Annotated in this window: 18 protein-coding genes, 1 tRNA gene and 1 pseudogene; 14 read left to right on the top strand and 6 right to left on the bottom strand. The window is 69.2% G+C overall.

Going from position 1 to position 20,429, the window contains the following annotated elements; all coding sequences use genetic code 11:
* Positions 1 to 64 precede the first annotated feature (64 nt).
* From ACUN0C_RS05700 to ACUN0C_RS05690, 3 genes are read right to left on the bottom strand one after another with little or no spacing between them, the layout of a single operon-like run.
* Complete coding sequence (locus tag ACUN0C_RS05700; RefSeq protein ID WP_445465348.1) at positions 65 to 1,588, bottom strand: tripartite tricarboxylate transporter permease; 1,524 nt, start codon at positions 1,586 to 1,588, stop codon at positions 65 to 67.
* Between the two features lie 15 nt (positions 1,589 to 1,603).
* Positions 1,604 to 2,176, bottom strand: coding sequence for a tripartite tricarboxylate transporter TctB family protein (locus ACUN0C_RS05695; protein WP_445465347.1), 573 nt, complete (start codon positions 2,174 to 2,176; stop codon positions 1,604 to 1,606).
* The gene (locus tag ACUN0C_RS05690) at positions 2,176 to 3,141 is read right to left on the bottom strand and encodes a tripartite tricarboxylate transporter substrate binding protein (protein ID WP_445465346.1); all 966 of its coding nucleotides are present in this window, start codon (positions 3,139 to 3,141) and stop codon (positions 2,176 to 2,178) included. The genes ACUN0C_RS05695 and ACUN0C_RS05690 overlap by 1 nt, the downstream gene beginning before the upstream one ends.
* Before the next feature lie 280 nt (positions 3,142 to 3,421).
* Here ACUN0C_RS05690 and ACUN0C_RS05685 point away from each other — a divergent pair, with 280 nt between their 5' ends.
* The 5 genes and pseudogenes from ACUN0C_RS05685 to ACUN0C_RS05665 all read left to right on the top strand — a co-directional run.
* A complete protein-coding gene (locus ACUN0C_RS05685; RefSeq protein ID WP_445465345.1) occupies positions 3,422 to 4,219 on the top strand; it encodes an IclR family transcriptional regulator in 798 nt (265 codons plus the stop codon).
* 202 nt (positions 4,220 to 4,421) lie between these two features.
* A complete protein-coding gene (gene sauS, locus ACUN0C_RS05680; protein ID WP_445465447.1) occupies positions 4,422 to 5,843 on the top strand; it encodes an acylating sulfoacetaldehyde dehydrogenase in 1,422 nt (473 codons plus the stop codon).
* A 7-nt stretch (positions 5,844 to 5,850) separates the two neighbouring features.
* Entirely contained in the window at positions 5,851 to 6,981 is a 1,131-nt protein-coding gene (locus tag ACUN0C_RS05675) for a succinate--CoA ligase subunit beta (RefSeq protein ID WP_445465344.1), read from the top strand.
* Positions 6,978 to 7,874, top strand: coding sequence for a succinate--CoA ligase subunit alpha (locus ACUN0C_RS05670; RefSeq protein ID WP_445465343.1), 897 nt, complete (start codon positions 6,978 to 6,980; stop codon positions 7,872 to 7,874). The genes ACUN0C_RS05675 and ACUN0C_RS05670 overlap by 4 nt, the downstream gene beginning before the upstream one ends.
* A gap of 127 nt (positions 7,875 to 8,001) precedes the next feature.
* Positions 8,002 to 8,228 (top strand): annotated as a pseudogene (locus tag ACUN0C_RS05665) (hypothetical protein); the annotation flags it as partial.
* 434 nt (positions 8,229 to 8,662) lie between these two features.
* On the opposite strand, the gene ACUN0C_RS05660 reads toward ACUN0C_RS05665, so the two are convergent.
* Positions 8,663 to 8,736 (bottom strand) — tRNA-Gln (locus ACUN0C_RS05660).
* Between the two features lie 248 nt (positions 8,737 to 8,984).
* Here ACUN0C_RS05660 and ACUN0C_RS05655 point away from each other — a divergent pair.
* The gene (locus ACUN0C_RS05655) at positions 8,985 to 10,166 is read left to right on the top strand and encodes a Ppx/GppA phosphatase family protein (RefSeq protein WP_445465342.1); all 1,182 of its coding nucleotides are present in this window, start codon (positions 8,985 to 8,987) and stop codon (positions 10,164 to 10,166) included.
* A complete protein-coding gene (locus ACUN0C_RS05650; RefSeq protein ID WP_445465341.1) occupies positions 10,163 to 10,852 on the top strand; it encodes an RlmE family RNA methyltransferase in 690 nt (229 codons plus the stop codon). The genes ACUN0C_RS05655 and ACUN0C_RS05650 overlap by 4 nt, the downstream gene beginning before the upstream one ends.
* Before the next feature lie 54 nt (positions 10,853 to 10,906).
* Here ACUN0C_RS05650 and ACUN0C_RS05645 read toward each other — a convergent pair whose 3' ends face one another.
* Positions 10,907 to 12,169, bottom strand: a complete 1,263-nt coding sequence (locus tag ACUN0C_RS05645) for a vWA domain-containing protein (protein ID WP_445465340.1) — start codon at positions 12,167 to 12,169, stop codon at positions 10,907 to 10,909.
* 222 nt (positions 12,170 to 12,391) lie between these two features.
* Entirely contained in the window at positions 12,392 to 13,780 is a 1,389-nt protein-coding gene (locus ACUN0C_RS05640) for a DHA2 family efflux MFS transporter permease subunit (protein ID WP_445465339.1), read from the bottom strand.
* 300 nt (positions 13,781 to 14,080) lie between these two features.
* Here ACUN0C_RS05640 and guaB point away from each other — a divergent pair, with 300 nt between their 5' ends.
* From guaB to rpsD, 7 genes are all read left to right on the top strand, one after another.
* Entirely contained in the window at positions 14,081 to 15,577 is a 1,497-nt protein-coding gene (gene guaB, locus ACUN0C_RS05635) for an IMP dehydrogenase (protein ID WP_445465338.1), read from the top strand.
* Positions 15,574 to 15,996 (top strand): MAPEG family protein, encoded by a 423-nt coding sequence (locus ACUN0C_RS05630; protein WP_445465337.1) that lies wholly within the window; start codon positions 15,574 to 15,576, stop codon positions 15,994 to 15,996. Before guaB ends, ACUN0C_RS05630 begins: the two co-directional genes overlap by 4 nt.
* Before the next feature lie 4 nt (positions 15,997 to 16,000).
* On the top strand, positions 16,001 to 17,290 hold the full coding sequence (locus tag ACUN0C_RS05625) for an RsmB/NOP family class I SAM-dependent RNA methyltransferase (RefSeq protein ID WP_445465336.1): 1,290 nt from the start codon (positions 16,001 to 16,003) through the stop codon (positions 17,288 to 17,290).
* 68 nt (positions 17,291 to 17,358) lie between these two features.
* A complete protein-coding gene (locus tag ACUN0C_RS05620) occupies positions 17,359 to 18,066 on the top strand; it encodes a glutathione S-transferase N-terminal domain-containing protein (protein WP_445465335.1) in 708 nt (235 codons plus the stop codon).
* Positions 18,067 to 18,341: 275 nt separating this feature from the next.
* Entirely contained in the window at positions 18,342 to 18,584 is a 243-nt protein-coding gene (locus ACUN0C_RS05615; protein ID WP_445465334.1) for a hypothetical protein, read from the top strand.
* Between the two features lie 176 nt (positions 18,585 to 18,760).
* Positions 18,761 to 19,522, top strand: a complete 762-nt coding sequence (locus tag ACUN0C_RS05610) for a DUF1236 domain-containing protein (RefSeq protein ID WP_445465333.1) — start codon at positions 18,761 to 18,763, stop codon at positions 19,520 to 19,522.
* Between the two features lie 268 nt (positions 19,523 to 19,790).
* The gene (rpsD, locus tag ACUN0C_RS05605) at positions 19,791 to 20,408 is read left to right on the top strand and encodes a 30S ribosomal protein S4 (RefSeq protein ID WP_445465332.1); all 618 of its coding nucleotides are present in this window, start codon (positions 19,791 to 19,793) and stop codon (positions 20,406 to 20,408) included.
* Positions 20,409 to 20,429: the final 21 nt, after the last annotated feature.

The raw sequence follows: 20,429 nt of genomic DNA, 5'->3' as shown, positions 1-20,429 counted from the left end.
GGTCGTCCTCTTCCTGATTTTGCTGGACCGGCTGCGGCAGCCGGCATCGTCTACCGTCTCGGCATCACCCCGCGCCGCTACCCGCGCGTGCCTGCCTTCTCCCGTCGCTCCAGATGCGCTTGAGCGCGGGCGCCAGCGACCACAGGGCGAAGACCGTGGCGAGACCAAGGATCGTCCCGCTGATCGGCCGCGCAAAGAACACCGTCCAGTCCTGGCCGTAATTGGCGAGCGAGGTCATGAAGTAGCGCTCTGCGAGCGGCCCCAGAATGACTCCGAGGACGAGGGGCGCCGTCGGGAATCCGGTGCGCTTCATCACCCAGCCGATCACACCGAAGACGAGGCAGACATAGACGTCGAAGATGTTGTTCCGCACGCCGTAGGCGCCGAGCACGCTGAGGACCACGATGAAGGCCGCGAGCACCGCCGGCGGCGTCCGCATCAGGGTCGAGAAGAACTGCGCGACGCCGATGCCCGCAACGATCATCAGGATGTTGGCGATGATCATCGCGGCGAAGATCGTGTAGACCATCGACGGATCGGTCAGGAAGAGAAGGGGCCCCGGGTTCACGCCATGCAGCATCATCGCGGCGAGCATGATCGCCGTCGCGGCGCTCCCCGGAATGCCGAGGGTCAGCAGCGGCACCATGGCCGCGCCCGTCGTCGCATTCTTGGCCGCCTCCGGCGCGGCAAGGCCCTGCTCGACGCCGGTGCCGAATTCGTGGCCGCGGCCTGAAGCCTGCTTCTCCACGCCATAGGCGATGACGGCGCCGGGCGTGGCGCCGGCACCCGGGATGACCCCGAGCATGCAGCCGATGCCGGTGCCGCGGGCGATGGCCCCCTTCACGCCCCAGAGGTCGCGGAGGCTGATCGGCCAGCCGCGCCCGCTGCTCTTGGCCGGGCGCAGGCTGCGGTTCGTGGCGATCAGGTCGATCACCTCGCTGATCGCGAAGAGGCCGATCATCACGACGACGAAGTTGATGCCGCTCTGGAGGGCCGGCACGCCGAAGCCGAAGCGCGCCATGCCGTAGAGCGGGTCGACGCCGACCGTGCCGACGACGATCCCTATGAGCATGGAGAGGAGGCTGATCAGCGGCCGGTCCTTGGCGATCGCGATGACGCTCACGAGGCCGAGCACGGTCGCGGCGAAGAATTCCGGCTGCGAGAAGCGCAGGGCGAAGGTGGCGAAAGGTGCTGCGGCGAAGGCGAGCACGAGTGCGCTGCAGAGCCCGCCCGTCGCCGAGGCGATGATCGCAATGGAGAGTGCGCGCCGGACCTTGCCCTGCTTCGTCATCGGGTAGCCGTCCCAGCAGGCGGGCAGGCTCGCCGGCGTCCCGGGGACGTTGATCATGATCGCCGAAATCGAGCCGCCGAAGACGCCGCCGACATAGATCCCGCCGAGGAATAGCATCGCGTTGACCGGCGTCATCACGTAGGTGAACGGAAGCGCCATCGCCATCGCGTTGACGAAGGAGATGCCGGGCAGCGCTCCCGCGACGACCCCGACCACGAGGCCGATCACGATCGTCGCGAAGGCCCCGAGGGCGAAGGCGTTCGCGAAGCCCGCGCCGAGTAGCTCGAAGGTGCCCATGGTCTCCGCCCTCCCTCAATAGATGCCGAGCGCGCGCAGGATCGCGATGCTGATCCCGTCGAAGACGCCCGTGCCGCGGCTGAGGGGCATGAGCGCGAGGCCCATGAAGACCCAGAGCAATGTGATGGTGCCGAGCACGCTCACGGGGATCACCGCGAGCGGGTTTCGCACGCCGCCGAGCACGCACCAGATCGCGATGAAGGCAGCCGTCGCCAGCGGAAACCCGATCCTCGGCAGCGACCAGCCATAGGCGAGGATGAGCGCAAGGCCGGCGACCGCCTTGTCGTAGCTGTATTGTTCCGTTTCCTCCGCGGGCGGTGCGGGAGCGTCGAGCGCGCCGGACCGCCAAGCCAGCGCAGACTGCACCGCCCAGAGAGCGGCACAAGCGGCGACGAGCCACAGCATGAAGTGCGGCCAGGCTGCGGGGCCGAGGCCCGAGCCGCGGAAGGGTCGCGACGTGTTCAGCATGAAGGCCGGTAGGACGAGCGCGGCGACGACCAGCAGAATGGGCGTCCCCGCATGGAGCGCCAGCGTCCTCCAGCGACGTCCGGCCGCTGGTGACGCGAGCGCCTCGAGCGGCCGGTTCATCATCGATTGCTGTCGAGACGTTCGGCGATCATCTGGCGGAAGTCGTCCACCATCTGGCGCGCCTCGTCTCCGGTGACCGGATCGATGCAGGTGTAGGTCGTCCGGCAGAAGGATTGCCACTCTTCGGTCTTGCTCGCCTCGATGATCGCCTCCTCCAGCTTCGCGATCACGTCGTCCGGCGTGCCTGCGGGTGCGGCGATGGAGCGGAAGGTGTAGAGGCCGGCGATGTCGAAGCCGATTTCCCCGGCCGTCGGCACGTCCGGAAAGTCCGGATGCCGCTCGTTGTCGAAGACCACCAGCGGCACGAGCTGACCGGACTGGAGGAACTGGACGATGTCGCCCGGCTCCTCGTAGAGCACGTCCGTGTGCCCGCCCACGGTGGAGGCGTAGCGCTCCGCGGGCGCGGCGAAGGGCACGTTCGACATCTCCACCCCGCCTTCCGCGAGGATCTGCACGGTCACGTCGTCCTGAGTGCCGTAGCCCGAAGTCGCGACGGTCAGCGTGCCCGGAGCCTGGCGCGCCTTGTCAAAGAGCGCCTCGACCGTGTCGAAGCCGCTTTGCGGCCGCACGAAGAGCATGGAGGGCGTGTTCTGGATCACCGCGATGATGTCGAAGTCGTCCGCCCCGACGTCGCCGAGTTCGGAGGCCCAGGAGGCGACCGTGAGCGAGATCAGCGTTCCGAGGGTGTAGCCGTCCGCCGGGCTCGTCGCGAGACGCGTGAGGCCGGCATTCCCCGACGCGCCTGCGACGTTCGTCACCGGGATGGAGGTCCCGAGGATCGGCTCCAGGATCTGCGACATCTGCCTGCCCATGAGGTCGGCGCCGCCGCCCGGCCCGAAGGTCACGATGAGCTCGATCGGTCGGGAAGGGAAGTTCTCCTGCGCAAACGTTGGCGTGGCTGCGGGAAGCCACGCGAGCGCGGCCGCTCCGGCCAGAACGGTTGCAATGCGAGTCCGTATCGCCATTTCGTCTTCCTCCCTTGGTGTCGCGCTTCCTGCGCCGCTTCTCCCGCTCTCGTGCAGCAACGGCTGCCACAAAAAACGGGACGCATTATCTACTTTTTCAGGTAAGCATAAAGCGACTGGCGAGGCAATGTCCGTGTTCGCCGGGGCTTGGGAACGCGATCGGAACGTAAGAAGATGATCTGGATCAATCAGTTCAGGGGAAGTGTTGCAGTCCCGTCGCCGGGTTATGCTGCGGCAGCGGCACGATTCGCGGCAGCGCGCAAGCGAAGGAGAACCTAGGATGCCGAAGCCAAGTTCGGCGATCGAAAAGGCGTTCGTGATCATCGAGCGGATCGCGGCGGCGCAGCGGCCGGTGACGCTGGCGCAGCTGGCGCAGGCGACGGAGATGCCGAAGCAGACGGTGCATCGGGTGCTCCAGCAGCTCGAGGAGGCGCGGGTGATCCAGCGGGGGATCCGCACCGACAGTTTCATGCTCGGGCGGCGGATGACGGCTCTTTCCCATGCGTCGCTGCGGGCGGCGACTGCGACGCTGCCGATCCGGGCAGAGCTCGAGACGCTGGCGAAGGCCGTGGGAGAGAGCGCCAATCTGGGCGTGCTGAACGGGCGGGCGGTGCGCTATCTCGAGCGGGTGGAATATGCGTGGCCGCTGCGGTTCACGATCAATCCGAACGACGAGCTGCCCGCGCATACGGTGGCGATCGGGAAGCTTCTGCTCGCCTTCCTGCGGCCGCAGGTGCGGCGGGAGCTGCTGAGGGGGGTGGCGTTTGAACGGTTCACGGACTGGACGATCACGGATCCGGTGGCGCTTGAGGCGGAGCTCGATCGGATCGAGGCGGCCGGCTACTCGACCAACAATCAGGAATACCACATCGGGCTCGTGGGGGTGGCGGTGCCGGTGGTCGGCAGCGACGGGTCGATCGTGGCTGGGCTGGCGATCCATGGGGTGATCCCGCGGACCTCCCTCGATGCCTTGTCGGCGCACTTGCCGCGGATGAAGGCGACGGCGGCGCGGATCGGGGAGCTCCTGGAGGAGATGGAGCCGTCCGGTGAGGTCGATGAGGCGGCGGCCGCGGAGTGAGAGGGCCCTTTCACGCTCGATGCGCCGACAACCCATTGATTCCTTGAGGATTGCCTGTGCGGCTCCTCGCGGTCCCGTCCCCGTCGAGGTCCGGCCTTGGTTGACACTGCGCGCGGCCCCTCATAAAAAGAGACAATGCGTCCCGAAAAATAGAAGCCAAGGGCGGCGGGGGCGACCAGCAAGAAGGGAGGGCGCCGTGGCGATGACGGCCGAGGCACCGGCGGTGCATGAGACGGCGGAGGAGGTCGTCGGGCCGATCCTGCGCAAGGCGCGGGCGGCGCTCGCGGCCTACGAGAACCATGACCAGGCGCGGGTGGACGAGGCGGTCACGGCGCTTGCCTGGTCCATCTACAAGCCCGAGCACGCAAGTTTGCTCGCGGAGCTCGCCGTGGAGGATACCGGGCTCGGCAACGTCGAGTCTAAGGTCATCAAGAACACCCGCAAGACCTTCGGCACGCTGCGCGATCTCCTGCGGGCGCGCACCGTCGGCGTGATCGAGGAGGACCCGACCCGCGGCCTCGTCAAGTACGGCAAGCCGGTCGGGGTGGTGGCGGCGGTCTGCCCCTCGACCAACCCGGCGGCGACGCCGGTGAACAAGGCGATGATGGCGCTGAAGGGCGGCAATGCCGTTGTGATCGCGCCCTCGCCGGCGGGCTACGCCACCACCGCCCGCACGGTGGACCTGATGCGCGCCGAGCTCGCCAAGGCGGGCTTTCCCGAGGACCTCGTTCAGATCCTGCCCGCGCCCGTCTCGAAGGAGACGACGCAGGCGCTGATGGCCGGGTCCGATCTCGCGGTCGTCACCGGCTCGCAGGACAACGTGCGCCGGGCAATGGCCTCGGGCACCGTGGCGATCGGCGTCGGCGCGGGCAACGTGCCGGTCATCGTCGACGAGAGCGCCGATCTCGACGACGCGGCGGAGAAGATCACGGCGTCGAAGATCTTCGACAACGCCACCTCCTGCTCGTCGGAGAACGCGGTGATCCTGCTCGACGCCGTCTACGAGGACGCAATCGCGGCGCTGGAGCGTCAGGGCGGCCACCGCGCGAGTGCGGAGGAAAAGGAGAAGATCCTCTCCGGCCTCTGGGTGAACGGCAAGCTGAACCGGCGCGCGATCGCCCGCGACATGGCGGTGCTCGCCGAGACCCTCGACCTGAGCGATGCGGCACGGGCCGCGCGATACGTGCTGGTCGAGGACGACCGGCCGGGCAAGGACCGGCCGCTCTCCGACGAGAAGCTGTCGCTCGTCCTCACCGTCTATCGGGCGCGGGACTTCGACGACGCGATCCGGCTCGTGCGGGAGATCCTCGAGGTGAAGGGGCGCGGGCATTCCTGCGGCGTCCACACGGCCGACATGGAGCATGCACGGCGCCTCGCCGCCGCGACGGAAGTTGTCCGCGTGCTGGTGAACCAGGCGCACACCTTCGGCAATGGCGGTGCGTTCAACAACGCGATGCCCTTCACCCTGTCGATGGGCGGCGGGACCTGGGCGAAGAACTCGATCTCCGAGAACCTGAACTGGCGCCACTTCATCAACATCACCCACCTCGTCACGACGATCCCGGAGGACAAGCCGAGCGAGGAGGCGCTGTTCGGCGCCTACTGGGCGAAATACGGGAAGTGAGGGCGCGATGAACTTCGAGGAACACGCGGCAAAGCCGCTGCTCGCCGAACACGGGCTCGCCGTGCCGCCCTCCCGGCTTGCCCGCAGCGCGGACGAGGCGGAGGCAGCGGCGCGCGAGATCGGACCCTGCGTCGTAAAGGCCCAGGTCCCGGCCGGCAAGCGCGGCAAGGCGGGCGGCATCCGGCTCGCCGCGACGCCCGCGGACGCCAGGGCAAGTGCCGAGGCGATCCTCGGCATGGAGATCGGCGGACATCGCGTCGGGGCGGTGCTCGTCGAGGCGCAGGTGCCGATCGCGCGCGAGCTCTATGCCGCGGTGCTGAACGATCCGGCGTCGCTCGGGCCGATCGTCCTGTTCTCGACGCTCGGGGGCATGGACGTCGAGGAGGCCGCCGAGCGCGACCCGGCGGCGATGCGGCGACAGAAGGTCGACATCCGCACGGGCCTTTCGCGGCAGGATGCCGAGGCACTCGCCGCCGCGGCCGGGCCGGAGGTGGCGCCGGCGGTCGCGGGCGCGCTCCTCGCCCTCTACGATGCCTATCGGGCTCTCGACGCGGAGCTTCTCGAAATCAACCCGCTGGTGGTGACGGCTGAGGGCGGCGTCATCGCGCTCGACTGCAAGCTCGTCGTCGACGATGCGGCGGCGGCGCGGCGGCCGGGCCTGCTCGAGCAGGGGACGCCGGACCGGCTGACCGATCTCGAGGCGCGGGCGCAGGCGGCCGGGCTCAAATATATCGAGCTCGGCGGATCGGTCGGCATCCTCGCCAACGGCGCGGGCCTCACGATGACGACGATGGACGCCGTGAGCCATCTCGGCGGCGAGCCCGCCAACTTCCTCGAGGTCGGCGGCGAGGCATACACCAAGGCGCAGACCGCGCTCGAGATCCTGCTCGACAACCCCAATGTCCGGTCGCTCATCGTCAATTTCTGCGGCGCCTTCGCCCGGACGGACGTGATGGCCGACGGGGTGGTGCAGGCGTGGAAGGCGCTCGACCCGAAGATCCCGGTCTTCTTCACGATCCACGGGACCGGGGAGGACGAGGCGGTCGCGCTCGTCCGGCGGGAACTCGGCTTCGAGCCCTTCGACCGGATGGACGATGCGGTGGCGGCGGCCGTCGAGGCGGCGAGGGGGGCGGCATGATCATCCGGCGGCAGCACAGGGTCCTCGTCCAGGGCATCACCGGCAAGCAGGGCACGTTCTGGACGGAGGCGATGCAGCGCTACGGCACGCAGGTCGTGGGCGGCGTCAACCCGAAGAAGGCGGGCGAGACCCATCTCGGCGTGCCGGTCTTCGCGAGCGCCTGCGAGGCGGCGCAGGCCGCGCCCTTCGACGTGACGGTGATGTTCATCCCCCCGATGGCCGCGAAGGCCGCGGCGATCGACGCCTGCGAGGCCGGCGCCGCCATGATCGTCTGCCTGACCGAGCACATCCCCGCCCACGACGTCATGGAGATGCATGCGGCCGCCCGCGCGAGCGGCACGCGGATCGTCGGGCCGAACACGGCGGGGCTGGTCACGCCGGGGGAAGCCTTCGCCGGGATCCTGCCCGCCTTCAATGAGCGGGTTTTCCGTCCCGGGCGGATCGGGGTTGTCTCCCGGTCGGGGAGCCTCGGGACGCTGGTCTCGCTCGTATTGACCCAGGCGGGGGAGGGACAATCGGCCCTCTATGGCGTCGGGGGCGATCCCATGATCGGCACGAGCTCGCGGGAGGCGCTCGAAATGCTGGACGCGGACGAGCGGACGGAGGCGGTGGTGCTCTGCGGCGAGATCGGCGGGACGGCGGAGGAGGAGGCGGCGGAGTATGCCCGCACGATGAAGAAGCCGGTCGCGGCCTTCATCGCCGGCCGGGCCTCGCCGCCGGGCAAGAAGATGGGCCATGCCGGCGCCATCGTCTCGGGCGGCGCGGGGGATTACGGATCGAAGCGGCGGGCGCTCGAGGCGGCGGGGGTCGCGGTCGCGGACCTGCCGAGCCAGCTGCCGGATCTTCTCTTTGGGCGACTCGGTTCGGCGCGCAGTCTTCATGTCGCGCATTGAGCGGTTCGAGCCCGCGCCCGGCCAGGCGGCCGATAGCGGCCGCGGCGCCGTGCGGGCGCGGCCGGGGCCTGTGGTGCCGGCGCTGTCGCCGAAGGTCTCGGACGAGGTGCGCAAGACGACGTGCTCCATGTGCGCCTGCCGCTGCGGGATCGACGTCCATACCCGCGACGGCCGCGTGCGCTCCATCGAGGGCAACCGCGACCATCCGGTGAGCCGGGCGTGCTCTGCGCCAAGGGCTCGGCCGGGATCATGCAGCAATACGCGCCGGCGCGGCTCCGCAAGCCGCTGCTGCGCGTCGGCGAGCACGGCCGCGGTGCGTTTCACGAGGCCGAGTGGGAGGAGGCGCTGTCGTTGATCTACGGCAGCCTGCGGGGGGTGCCGTCCTGGCACCATCCGCTGACGCCGCTCGTCTGATCTACGCCTTGAAGAGCTGCCGTTCGAAAAGAGCCTTGCGTATGTCGATGGGACTTGAGGGTGGCCGGCGGGAGCGTGTCCATCTGGTCGTGTCGAACTGGGCTGGTAATCGTTGGCCGTGGTGCTCGATCAGTGTGCGCGCGTGTAAACTCTCCTGAAAGCGCGCTCCCGCCCGTCGGGGCAGGTCGACGCTTCGATCGCGAGGCTCGATGAGCAGGACGCGAATGCAGACAGGTTCAGAGAAGACAGGGCTGGAGAGAGGGACCTTCGATCCGCACCTCACCGCCGCAGTCAACAGGACCAAAGCTATGACCTGGGAGACAACAAGAAATCCGGTCGCGGCCGGATCGGGAGAACGCGCTCGCGAAGGGATTTGGCTGGGGGACCTGGATTCGAACCAGGACTAACGGAGTCAGAGTCCGTGGGTCTACCGTTAACCTATCCCCCACCGGGTCGCGGCGCGAAGGGCCGGCGGATCGCTGCGGCATGGCCGGCGGCGACGAGGGCTATATAGCGGCCTCGCCCGGGATTGCAAAGGGTTCGGCGCGACCGTTTCACATCCGCGTGCGAGTTGCTATCTTGGATCCCGACGCAAGCAGGCGCGCATGGCCGGATCGGCACTGCGCCCCGGGAAAGCGAGCAGGATAGATGAGCAACGCCTCGGACGCGGGCTGCGCGTCTGGGCCAGAGAGGGCGGTGGAGGCTTCGCAGGACGAACACGGGTTCCAGCCGGCCGACGCCTACGGCGATGTCGGTTCCACGAACCATCGTGCGCCTGAAGCCTCTCCCGGTCCGTCGCGCGGGGACGAGTCCGTCCGGCCGTGGGCGAACGGGCACCGTCATGGCGGCCGCGCCAGGCCGGGGCGCGGGAGCGGCCCCTATTACGCGGCGCTGGACCTCGGGACGAACAATTGCCGGCTGCTGATCGCGGAGCCGCGCGGCGACACGTTCCGGGTGGTGGATTCCTTTTCGCGGATCGTGCGGCTCGGCGAGGGGGTGGCGCAGAGCGGGCTCCTCGGCGACGGGGCGATGCAGCGTGCGCTGGGCGCGCTCAGGATCTGCCGGCAGAAGCTCGGCGACCGCCGCGTTCTCCGCGCCCGCCTGATCGCGACCGAGGCCTGCCGCCGCGCCTCGAACGGCGCCGAGTTCCTGGCCCGCGTGCGGCGCGAGCTGGGCCTCGACCTCGAGATCATCGACCGCCGCACGGAGGCGCGCCTGGCGGTCTCCGGCTGCTGCGCGCTGCTCGACCCGGAGGCGGAGGGGGCCGTCCTCTTCGACATCGGCGGCGGGTCCTCCGAGATCGTCTGGCTCGACCGGCAGAGGAGCCGCCGGCGCGGCAACCTGATCCGGGCCTGGGTCTCGCTGCCGGTCGGCGTGGTCACGCTCGCCGAGCGCTTCGGCGGCGTCAGGGTCGACAGCGCGACCTTCGAGGCGATGGTGGCGCATGTGCGGGACGAGTTCCGCCGCTTCAAGGCGCGCGAGGCGCTGCGGGAGGCGGTAGCTCGCCGCAGCTTCCATTTCCTCGGCACGTCCGGGACGGTGACGACGCTTGCGGGCGTCCACCTCGACCTGCCGCGCTACGACCGCCGCTACGTCGACGGCCTGTGGATGGAGGATTGCGACATCGCCCGGATGATGTCGAAGATCACGGCGATGGATTACGACGAGCGCGTCGCCAATCCGTGCATCGGGCGCGAGCGGGCCGACCTGGTGCTCGCCGGCTGCGCCATCTTCGAGGCGATCCGGCGGGAATGGCCGTGCGAGCGGCTGAGGGTCGCCGACCGCGGCCTGCGCGAAGGCATCCTCGTACAGATGATGCGGGCCGACGGCTTCCTGCGCGCGCCGCGCCCGGGCGCGGATGCGGGCGCGCCGGCGTGAAGAAGGCGGGCACCGGCCATCGCGGGCTCCACCAGCGGGTCAAGACGGCGAAGAAGCGGAAGGTCTCCTCGCAGCGCTGGCTCGAGCGGCAGCTCAACGATCCCTATGTCGCGCGCGCGAAGCAGGAGGGGTTTCGCTCCCGCGCGGCCTACAAGCTGGCCGAGATCGACGATGGCCACCACCTGCTCAGGCCGGGATTGCGGGTGGTCGACCTCGGCGCCGCGCCCGGCGGATGGTCGCAGATCGCGGCCGACCGCGTCCGCTCCAGCGACGACGATCCGCGCGTCGTGGCGATCGACTATCTCGACATGGATCCGCTTGCCGGCGTCGTCGTGCTGAAGAAGGACTTCCTCGACGCGGATGCGCCGGACGCGCTGAAGGCCGCGCTCGGCGGGCACAAGGCCGATCTCGTCCTCTCCGACATGGCCGCCCCGACCACCGGGCACAAGGCGACCGACCACCTGCGGATCGTGGCGCTCTGCGAGATCGCCGCCGCCTTTGCGCGCGAGGTGCTCGCGCCCGGCGGTGCCTTCCTCGCCAAGGTGTTCCGCGGCGGCACCGAGCACACGCTCCTCGCCGACCTGAAGCGCGACTTCATGAAGGTCCAGCACGTCAAGCCGCCGGCGAGCCGCCCGGACAGCCCGGAGCTCTATCTGCTCGCGACCGGGTTCCGCGGCGGGGGCTGAGAGGAAACGGCCCGCCGAAGGGCGGGCCGTGCCATGCGGCGGTCGCCGAGCGGCCTATTTCGAGATGCGTAGCTCGGAGAGCTGCGCCCCGATCGCCTGGAAGGCCGGCACCAGGTCGTTGACGTTCTCGACGTTGAAGTAGTGGTCCGTGCTCGTTGCGCACTGGCGCAGCAGGGTCTGGTTCCCTTCCTGCAGGCGGACCGTGTAGAGCAGGATCTTCTTCGCCTTGACGGCATCGCAGGCGAGGCTGGTGCGCTGGTCGATCCTCGTCTGATCCTTCGTCCAGCGATTCTCCGTGTTGTCGCCGTCCGTGATGAGGATCAGGACCTTGGAGACGTCCTCGGTCCCCCAGGCAACGCCCTGCGTGAACGGCGCCTCGGGGGAGAGCAGCGTCTGCCCCCAGGCCAGCCCGATCGTGATGTTGGTGTTGCCGTCGGCCTGCATGTTGTTGATGCGCACGCGAAGGTCGGCGAGGTTGGTGTTGAGCGGCACGATCTCCGGCAGTTTCGTGGTCGCGCAGACCACGGCCGTGTAGCGGAAGGCGTCGCCCGATCCCTGCAGATCGTTGGTGTCGTAGTCCTTCCCGCTGACATTGGTCGTGTACGGGTTTTCGCCGCGATCGGTGATGCAGCCGGCCCAGTTGGCCTTCGTGACCTCGGAGTTCGCGCCGGTCTTGCACGTCCCGAAGAGAATCTCGAGGAACGTGCATTCCTTGTCGCGGAACTTCAGCCAGGTCTGGTCCTTGTAGCTGGTGTTCAGCCGCACCTGCGTGTTGAACGGAACGAGCCCGACCTTGACCAGGTCCGGATCGGAGGACTGCACGGAGTCCAGCAGGGCGGTCGCGGCCTTCTTGAGCTCGATCAGGCGGTTGTGCTGGTTCATGGAGCCGGTGTCGTCAACGGCCAGCACGATCTCCATCTTGCCGGTGCTCCAGGTCGCCTCGGAGCTGGCCGCGATGTTGAGGTGCTCGGAGCCGAGGACGCCGGTGAGCGTGCTCTTCAGCTGGCCCGTCGCCGCGATTTGGACCGTGCCCTGGTCGCGGCTGAACTCGCTCACCTGGAACGTGTAGTACTGGGCCGGGAGGAGGGCGGCGAGCCGCTCCTCGACCATCGTCCTCAGTTGGGCGTCGCTCATGTCGCGGGAGGCCTTGGCGGCAGTCAGCGCGACCGAATCGAGTGCGGTCTGCATCCGGACGCGGGCATCCGAAGCCCGCGTATAGTCGACGGCGATGCCCATCAGCCCCATGATCGGGATCAGGCTGAAGGCGAACATGATCGCGATGTTGCCGTCGTCCTTGCGGCGCAGGGAACGAAGCATTCGCAGGATACGCATGGAAATCCCCCTGAGTGCCTGCGAAATGTAGCAGCTCGCGCAAACTGCGTAAAAAACGCATCATTATTTAGTTGACGAGTTGTTATAGGAATGCGGCACGCGCGGAAGTCTTGGTTAAGAGATTGCAGCCGGGCGCTCGGGATACGAGGTCTGCCGTGTGCTCGGCCGATGCTGCCTTAACGGCAATGGGCGGCGGTCGCCTCGGCGTCAGGCGTGGTGGCGGCGATGGCCGGACACCTCGCTGCCGGCATCGGGCGAGAGCCGCATGAAGGCCAGACCCGAGACGGCCGTCACGAGCCCGATCACGAGGAAGGCGGGGCGGAATGCCTCCACGGTGAGGGCGCCCTCGATCGCGGAGGCGAATTCGAGCGCCATCGCCCCGACGCTGATGCCGATGCTGAGCGCCACCTGTTGCGCCACGCTCGACAGGCTGGTGGCGTGGCTCATCCGCTCCGACGGAACGTCGGCGAAGACGAGCGCGCTCATGCTGGTGAACTGGAGGGACCGGAAGAAGCCGCCCATCAGCAGCAAGGCCAGCATCAGCGGGACGGGGGTCGCGAGCGTGAAGGCCGCGGGAACGGCGACGAACGCGCCCGCGACGACCGCATTGACGAGCAGGATGCGGCGGAACCCGGCACGGCGCAGGAGCGGCGGGGCGAGGAACTTCATGGTCATCGCCCCGAGTGCGGAGACGAAGGTGACCAGGCCCGAGTGGAAGGCGCTCATGCCGAAGCCGAGCTGCATCATGAGCGGCAGCAGGAAGGGAATGCCGCCGATCCCGACGCGGAAGAGGGTGGCGCCGGCGAGGCTGATGCGGAAGCTCGGCAGGCGGAAGAGCGTCAGATCGATGATCGGGTCGGGTGCCCGCCGCCCGTGCCGCACATAGGCGAGGAGCGCGAGCGCGCCGCCGACGAGCAGGGCCGCCACGACCGGGCCCGGGAGTATGCCGAGCCCGAGCGAAGTCGAGCCGGTGACGAAGGCGGCGATGCCGAAGCCGGCGAGCAGATAGCCCGCCACATCGAAGCGGCGCTCCTGGTCGCCGCGGATGTCCGGGATGTAGAGCGTGGCCAGCAAGAGCCCCAGTGCGCCGATCGGTACATTTATGAAGAAGATCCAGCGCCAGTCGAAATAGGTGGTGATGAAGCCGCCGAGCGGCGGGCCCGCCACGGGGCCGATGAGGGCCGGGATGCTGAGCCAGGCCATGGCGCCGACGAAGTCGCGCTTCTCGACCGAGCGCAGGATGACGAGCCGCCCGACCGGCACCATCATTGCCCCGCCCATGCCTTGCACGATGCGCGCGAAGACGATGCCGCCGAGGGAGGACGACAGGCCGCAGAGGACCGATCCAAACGTGAAGGTGAGGATCGCCAGGCGGAAGACGGTCCTCGCGCCGAAGCGGTCCGCCATCCACCCGCTCGCCGGTATGAAGATGGCGAGCGCGAGCAGGTAGCTCGTGAGGGCGAGCTTCAGGTGGATCGGGCTGGTGCCGAAGTCGCGCGCAATCGTCGGCAGCGCGGTCGACAGGATCGTGGAATCGAGGTTCTCCATGAAGAGGGCGCAGGCCACGATGAGGGGGAGGAGAATCCGGTTCGGCATCGGGCGGGGCGCATCTCGGGGACAGGCGGCGTCGCCGGCTGCGGCTGCGCCGGGCGGGCCCTGCTCTTACGACGTTGCGGCGGCCGCGCAAGTCGCGCCGTGCCGCGTCCCGATCGGCGGCGGGCCGGCGCCGGTCGGGCGTCGGCAGGCATGGAGACACGTTGCCGCGTTCGCCGCGGCGCAGGCCTCCATTTCCAAGTCCGCGGGGCCATGTTAATCACCCCCGCCAACCCCCCGAGAGCCGATTCCGAGCTTCAGGCGCCGCTCGGAGCCTCCGGCGATCCTATTCCGAGGTATGGCATGGTCCGGATCATCGACGTCGTCACTGGCCGCGAGGCGCTGACATTCGACGACGTTCTGCTGCGCCCCGGCCGCTCCGAAGTGCTGCCCGGCGAAACCGAGATCGGCACGCGGCTGACCAGCCAGATCCGCCTGAACATCCCGATCCTTTCGGCCGCGATGGACACGGTGACGGAATCGCGGCTCGCGATCGCCATGGCGCAGGCCGGCGGGCTCGGCGTCATCCACCGCAACCTCGAGCCGGACGCACAGGCCGAGGAAGTCCGCCAGGTGAAGAAGTTCGAGTCCGGCATGGTGGTGAACCCGGTGGTGATCGGCCCGGAGGCGACGCTGGCCGACGCCAAGGCCCTGATGCGGGACTACAACATTTCCGGCATTCCGGTGGTCGCCAACGGCGGGACCGGCGGCCCGATCACCGGCCGCCTCGTCGGCATCCTCACCAACCGCGACGTCCGCTTCGCCTCCGACCCGGCGCAGAAGGTGTCGGAGCTGATGACGCGCGACGGGCTGGTGACGGTGCGCGAGACGGTGAACCAGGATGAGGCGAAGCGGCTCCTCCACCAGCACCGGATCGAGAAGCTCCTCGTCGTCGACGGCGACCAGAACTGCATCGGCCTCATCACGGTCAAGGACATCGAGAAGGCGCGGCTCAACCCGAACGCCTGCAAGGACGAGCAGGGGCGGCTGCGGGTGGCCGCCGCCACCACGGTCGGCGACAAGGGGCTCGCCCGCACCGAGCGGCTGCTCGACGCCGGCTGCGACGTGATCGTCATCGATACGGCGCACGGGCATTCCGAGCTGGTCCTGCAGAGCGTGGCGGCCGTGAAGCGCCTCTCCAACCGCGCCCAGGTGATCGCCGGCAACGTCGCGACGGCCGATGCCACGAAGGCGCTGATCGACGCCGGCGCGGACGCGGTGAAGGTCGGCATCGGTCCCGGCTCGATCTGCACCACCCGCATCGTGGCGGGCGTCGGCGTCCCGCAGCTCACCGCCATCCTGGAATCGGTCGCCGCCGCCGGCGACGTGCCAATCATCGCGGACGGCGGCATCAAGTTCTCTGGCGACCTCGCCAAGGCGCTCGCCGCCGGTGCCTCCGTGGCGATGGTGGGATCGCTCCTCGCCGGCACCGAGGAGAGCCCGGGCGAGGTCTACCTCTACCAGGGGCGTAGCTATAAGGCCTATCGCGGCATGGGGTCCGTCGGCGCGATGGCGCGCGGCTCGGCCGACCGCTACTTCCAGGCCGAGGTGCGGGACACGCTGAAGCTCGTGCCGGAAGGCGTCGAGGGGCAGGTCGCCTACAAGGGGCCGGTGGCGAGCGTGCTGCACCAGCTGACCGGGGGGCTGCGGGCGGCAATGGGCTATGTCGGCGCGCGCAGCCTCGCCGATTTCAGGGAACGGGCCGAGTTCGTGCGCATCTCGGGCGCTGGGCTCCGCGAGAGCCACGCGCACGACGTGACGATCACCCGCGAGAGCCCGAACTACCCGGGCGCCGTATGAGCGGGCCGCTCTCGCTCTATCCACCCATTCTCGCGCAGATCGCGCTGACGATCGCCATCCTGCTCTGGACCGGACGAGCACGGATCGCCGCGCTCCGCGCCGGGCGCGTCAGCATTCCAGAGGTCGCGCTGTCCGGCGATCCCTGGCCGGACGACGTCCGGCAGATCGCCAACAACTTCCGCAACCAGTTCGAGACGCCGGTTCTCTTCTATGTCCTCTGCATCCTGGCGACAGAGATCGGGGCGACGGGACTGCCGCTCGTCCTCCTCGCCTGGGCCTTCGTCGCCGCCCGCGTGCTCCACACCGCGATCCACGTCACCACGAACAATGTGCGCCACCGCTTCTTCGCCTTCCTGCTCGGCACGGCCGTGCTGATCGTGATGTGGCTGATCGTGGCCGTTCGCCTGCTCGAGACCTGAGGACATGCGGCTCCCCGGCAGGATCGCCGCCGCGATCGAGGTGCTGACGGATATTGAGAGGCGCTATCGGCCTGTCACGGACGCGCTGCGCGACTGGGGCGTCTCGCACCGTTTCGCCGGCGCGAATGACCGCGCGGTCATCGGCAACCTCGTTCACGACGCGCTCCGCCGCCGGCTGTCGATCGCCTGGCGAATGGGCGAGGATTCGCCCTGGGCGCTCGCTGTCGGCGCCGCCATCTTCGTCTGGGGTGAGGACCCGCAGCGACTGAACCTCGCCTTCGCCGAGGATTCCCACGCCCCGGCAGCGATCCCGCCGGAGCACCTGAAGTGGATGGCGGCGGCGGACCTGGAGGAGGCGCCCCCGAACGTGCGGGCCGACCTGCCGGAATGGATGGTGCCCTTCTTCGAGGAGGCGTTCGAGGACGATTGGGAGGCGGAAGGCGCCGCGCTCGCCGCCGCGCCTCCGCTCGACCTCCGCGTCAACACGCTGAAGAGCGACCGCGAGCGGGTGATGAAGCAGCTCGCCCGCTTCGCCGCCGCGCCGACGGCGATCTCGCCGGTCGGCATCCGCATTCCGCCCGCGGAGGGGCCGCGCCGCCACCCGAACGTCCAGGCGGAGGAGGGCTTCCAGCGCGGCCGCTACGAGGTCCAGGACGAGGGCAGCCAACTTTGCGCGCTGCTTTCCGGAGCAAGACCCGGCGAGCAGGTGCTCGATTTCTGCGCCGGGGCAGGGGGCAAGACGCTCGCGATCGCGGCGGCGATGGAGAACCGGGGCCAGATCTTCGCCTATGACGGCGATCGCCTGCGGCTCGCCCCGATCTACGAAAGGCTGAAGCGGAACGGCGTCCGCAACGTGCAGGTCCGCCCGCCGGGCGACGGCGCGCTGGCCGGGCTGGAAGGGCGGATGGACCGCGTGCTGGTGGACGCGCCCTGCACGGGTTCGGGCGTCTGGCGCCGGCGCCCGGATTCCAAGTGGCGGCTCTCGCCGGAGGCCGTCTCGCGCCGCATCGCCGAGCAGGACGCCGTGCTCGACGGCGCCGCGCCCTTCGTGCGGCCGGGCGGCCATCTGACCTATGCGACCTGCTCGCTGCTCCCGCAGGAGAACGAGGCGCGCATCACCGCCTTCCTCGACCGCCATCCCGAGTTCCGCCTGGTTCCGGCAGAGGATGCGTGGCGAGCTGCCTTCGGCGACCTGCCGCTCCCGCTCGCCGCCCGGCACGACTGGTTCCTGTTCTCGCCGCGCCGGAGCGGCACGGACGGCTTCTACGCCTGCGTGCTCTGTCGGCTCGCCTGACGGAACGATTTGCGGCGCCGCACCATTCGGACGCCGGAGCGCTGAATCCCGAACTGCAGGAGCGAGCCGTGGACGTGATCCGGACGAGCCCGATCGACCTCTATTACTGGCCGACGCCGAACGGCTACAAGATCACCATCATGCTCGAGGAGCTCGGGGCGCCCTACACGGTACGGTACGTCGATATCGGTCGCGGCGAGCAGTTCGACCCCGCGTTCCTGGCGATCTCGCCAAACAACCGGATGCCGGCGATCGTCGACCCGGACGGTCCGGGCGGCGAACCGATCTCGGTGTTCGAGTCCGGTGCGATCCTGCTCTATCTCGGCCGCAAGTTCGGGCGCTTCTACCCGTCCGACGAGCGCCGCCGCGTCGAGGTCGAGGAATGGCTGATGTGGCAGATGGCCGGGTTCGGCCCGATGCTCGGCCAGAACCACCACTTCCGGTCCTACGCGCCTGAGAAGATCCCTTACGCGATCCGGCGCTACGAGGACGAGGCCGACCGGCTCTACGGCGTCCTCGACCGCCGGCTCGCCGGGCGCGACTACGTCGCCGGCGCATATTCGATCGCCGACATGGCGATCGTGGGATGGGCCCGCGGGCACGAGCGCCAGGGCGTCGACCTCGCGCAGTTCCCGAACGTGCGGCGTTGGCTCGACACGATGCTCGCCCGGCCGGCGGTGGCGCGCGGGCTGAAGGTCGGCGTGGAGCGGCGCATGAACCTCGCCGAGGACAAAGAGGCGCAGAAGGTCCTCTTCAACCAGCGCGCCCGCGCCTGAACTGCATCCGGCGGGCGACGCCCCGGCCCGGATGTCGGCGTGGTGAAGGGGGCGTGAACGCCGTCGCCGGCGCCCGGCACCGGCGCGGACGAAATTATCCAGTTTTGTCCGTAACTTGCATCAATCTTCCGCGCGCCCGTGCACCTGAGGTTAAGGTTGCGGTGAGCTTCCGTTAAGCGCGCCTTTTAACCGGACGGTGAAAGGATCCGGCGACCATCGGACCTGCAACAAGGCGAGGACATCTCGCTGGAGAGAACAGGGAATCGGGGGTTCGAATGTCTATGGCACTGTCCGCGACCGCCCAGGGCGATCTGGATCCGTTCCGCCTCGGGATCGTCTGCTCGGCCGGCCGGAGCGGCCGTCCCGATCTGGTCGAAGCGCACAAGTGGTTCAACATCGCCGCGCAGCGCGGCAATCGCGCGGCGGCTCTTCACCGGGAGGAGATCGCCGGCGAGTTGAGCCCGGCCGAAATCGCCCGCGCGCTTCGCGCCGCCCGCGAGTGGATCGCAATGCACTGAGCGCGCTTCGGCCGCCCGGCCGGGCGACCGGAGATTGACGGAGGGCGGCGGCGCTCCCGCCCAGGCTGTTTCGAGCGCCCGACGGGCGCCCGAACCGGAACCGTCACGCTTCCGGGGCGATTTGTCAGGTCCCTTCCAGAACGGAACGGATCACGACAAATGCCAAGGAGGCTCCAATGAAACGTATCCTGATGAGCGGCATCGCCATCGCCGGCATGCTGGCGGCCGCAGGCGTCCAGGCGCAGTCGAACACGCCGCAGCTCCCGCCGCAGCAGCAGGCCCCGGCGGCCGGCGCAGGGCAGGGCGGCGGGGCCGGCGGCCCGGGCCAGGCGGGCGGGGCGCAGCAGCAGCAGCAGCAGCAGACGCCTTCCGCTCAGGGCGGCGGCGCCGGTCCGACCGGACCCGCAGGCGGCGGGCAGGGCGGTCCCGCGGGCGGCTCCCCGGCGCCGGGCCAGCAGCCGTCCGGCGGCGCGCAGGCCGATCAGGGCCCCGCCTCCGGATCGCCGGGCGGAGCGGGAGGCGCGGATCAGGCCGCGCCTTCGGCTGGACAGCAGGGCGGGCGGGATCAGCCTGCGGGCGCCGGGCAGCAGGGCGGATCGGATGCCCCGGCCGCCGGCCAGGCCGCGGACCGCCCGTCCGGCCAGCAGCAGAGCGGGTCGGCCGAAGGCCGCCGCGGTGCGTCCGTCGAGGTCTCCTCCGAGCAGCGCACGCGCATCCGCGACGTGATCGTCGAGCAGAAGGTCGAGCCGGTCAACGTGGACATCAACATCTCGGTCGGCACGGCCGTGCCGCGCACCGTGACGTTCCACCCGCTGCCGCCCCGGATCATCGAGGTCGTGCCGGAATACGAAGGCTACGTGTTCTTCCTGCTCCCCGACGGCCGGATCGTGATCGTCGACCCGGCGGATTACGTGATCGTCACGGTCATCACCGTCTGACCGGACGGGCGCTGGCGCGGCGGCGGCTGCGCCGGCGCCGTCTCTTGCCGCCGGGCCGGCTCCCGCACCGGCCCGGCGGAACCGTTTGACATCCTTGGCCCGAACGCCTAACTGACAGCCGTCGCGCGACAGCGCAGACGCACCCGTGGGGTATTGCGCTTTTCGGAAGCGTTCGCAGCGAGCTCTCGCTGCGCCCCTGTCGGCCGGGCCAGGACGCTCCGGCAGAGGATGGGCGCGTTTCGACGAAACCGAAACGGTAAGGCAGAGAATGAGCAAGCGCAATTCGGCGAAGTACAAACTCGATCGCCGCATGGGCCAGAACGTCTGGGGCCGCCCGAAGAGCCCCGTCAACAAGCGTGAATACGGCCCGGGCCAGCACGGCCAGCGCCGCAAGCAGAAGCTCTCCGACTTCGGCACGCAGCTGCGCGCGAAGCAGAAGCTGAAGGGCTATTACGCCAACATCTCCGAGAAGCAGTTCCGCAGGATCTACGACGAGGCGGCCCGGATGAAGGGCGACACGTCGGAGAACCTGATCGGCCTGCTCGAGGCCCGGCTCGACGCGATCGTCTACCGCGCCAAGTTCGTGCCGACGCCGTTCGCGGCGCGCCAGTTCGTCAATCACGGCCACGTCCGGGTGAACGGCCGCAAGGTCAACATCCCGAGCTACCGCTGCAAGGTCGGCGACGTCGTCGAGGTCCGCGAACGCTCCAAGCAGATGACGCTGGTGCTGGAAGCCGTCGATCTCGCCGAGCGCGACGTTCCGGACTACATCGAGGTCGACCACAACAAGATGTCCGCGAAGTATGCGCGGACCCCGGCGTTCAGCGACGTGCCCTATCCGGTGGTGATGGAGCCGAACCTGGTGGTCGAGTTCTACTCGCGCTGACCCGGGTTTCGTCCCGCCTCT

Source organism: Faunimonas sp. B44 (assembly GCF_052655945.1).
The sequence above is the reverse complement of the archived record's forward strand: the minus strand, read 5'-3'. Positions and strand labels throughout refer to the sequence as shown.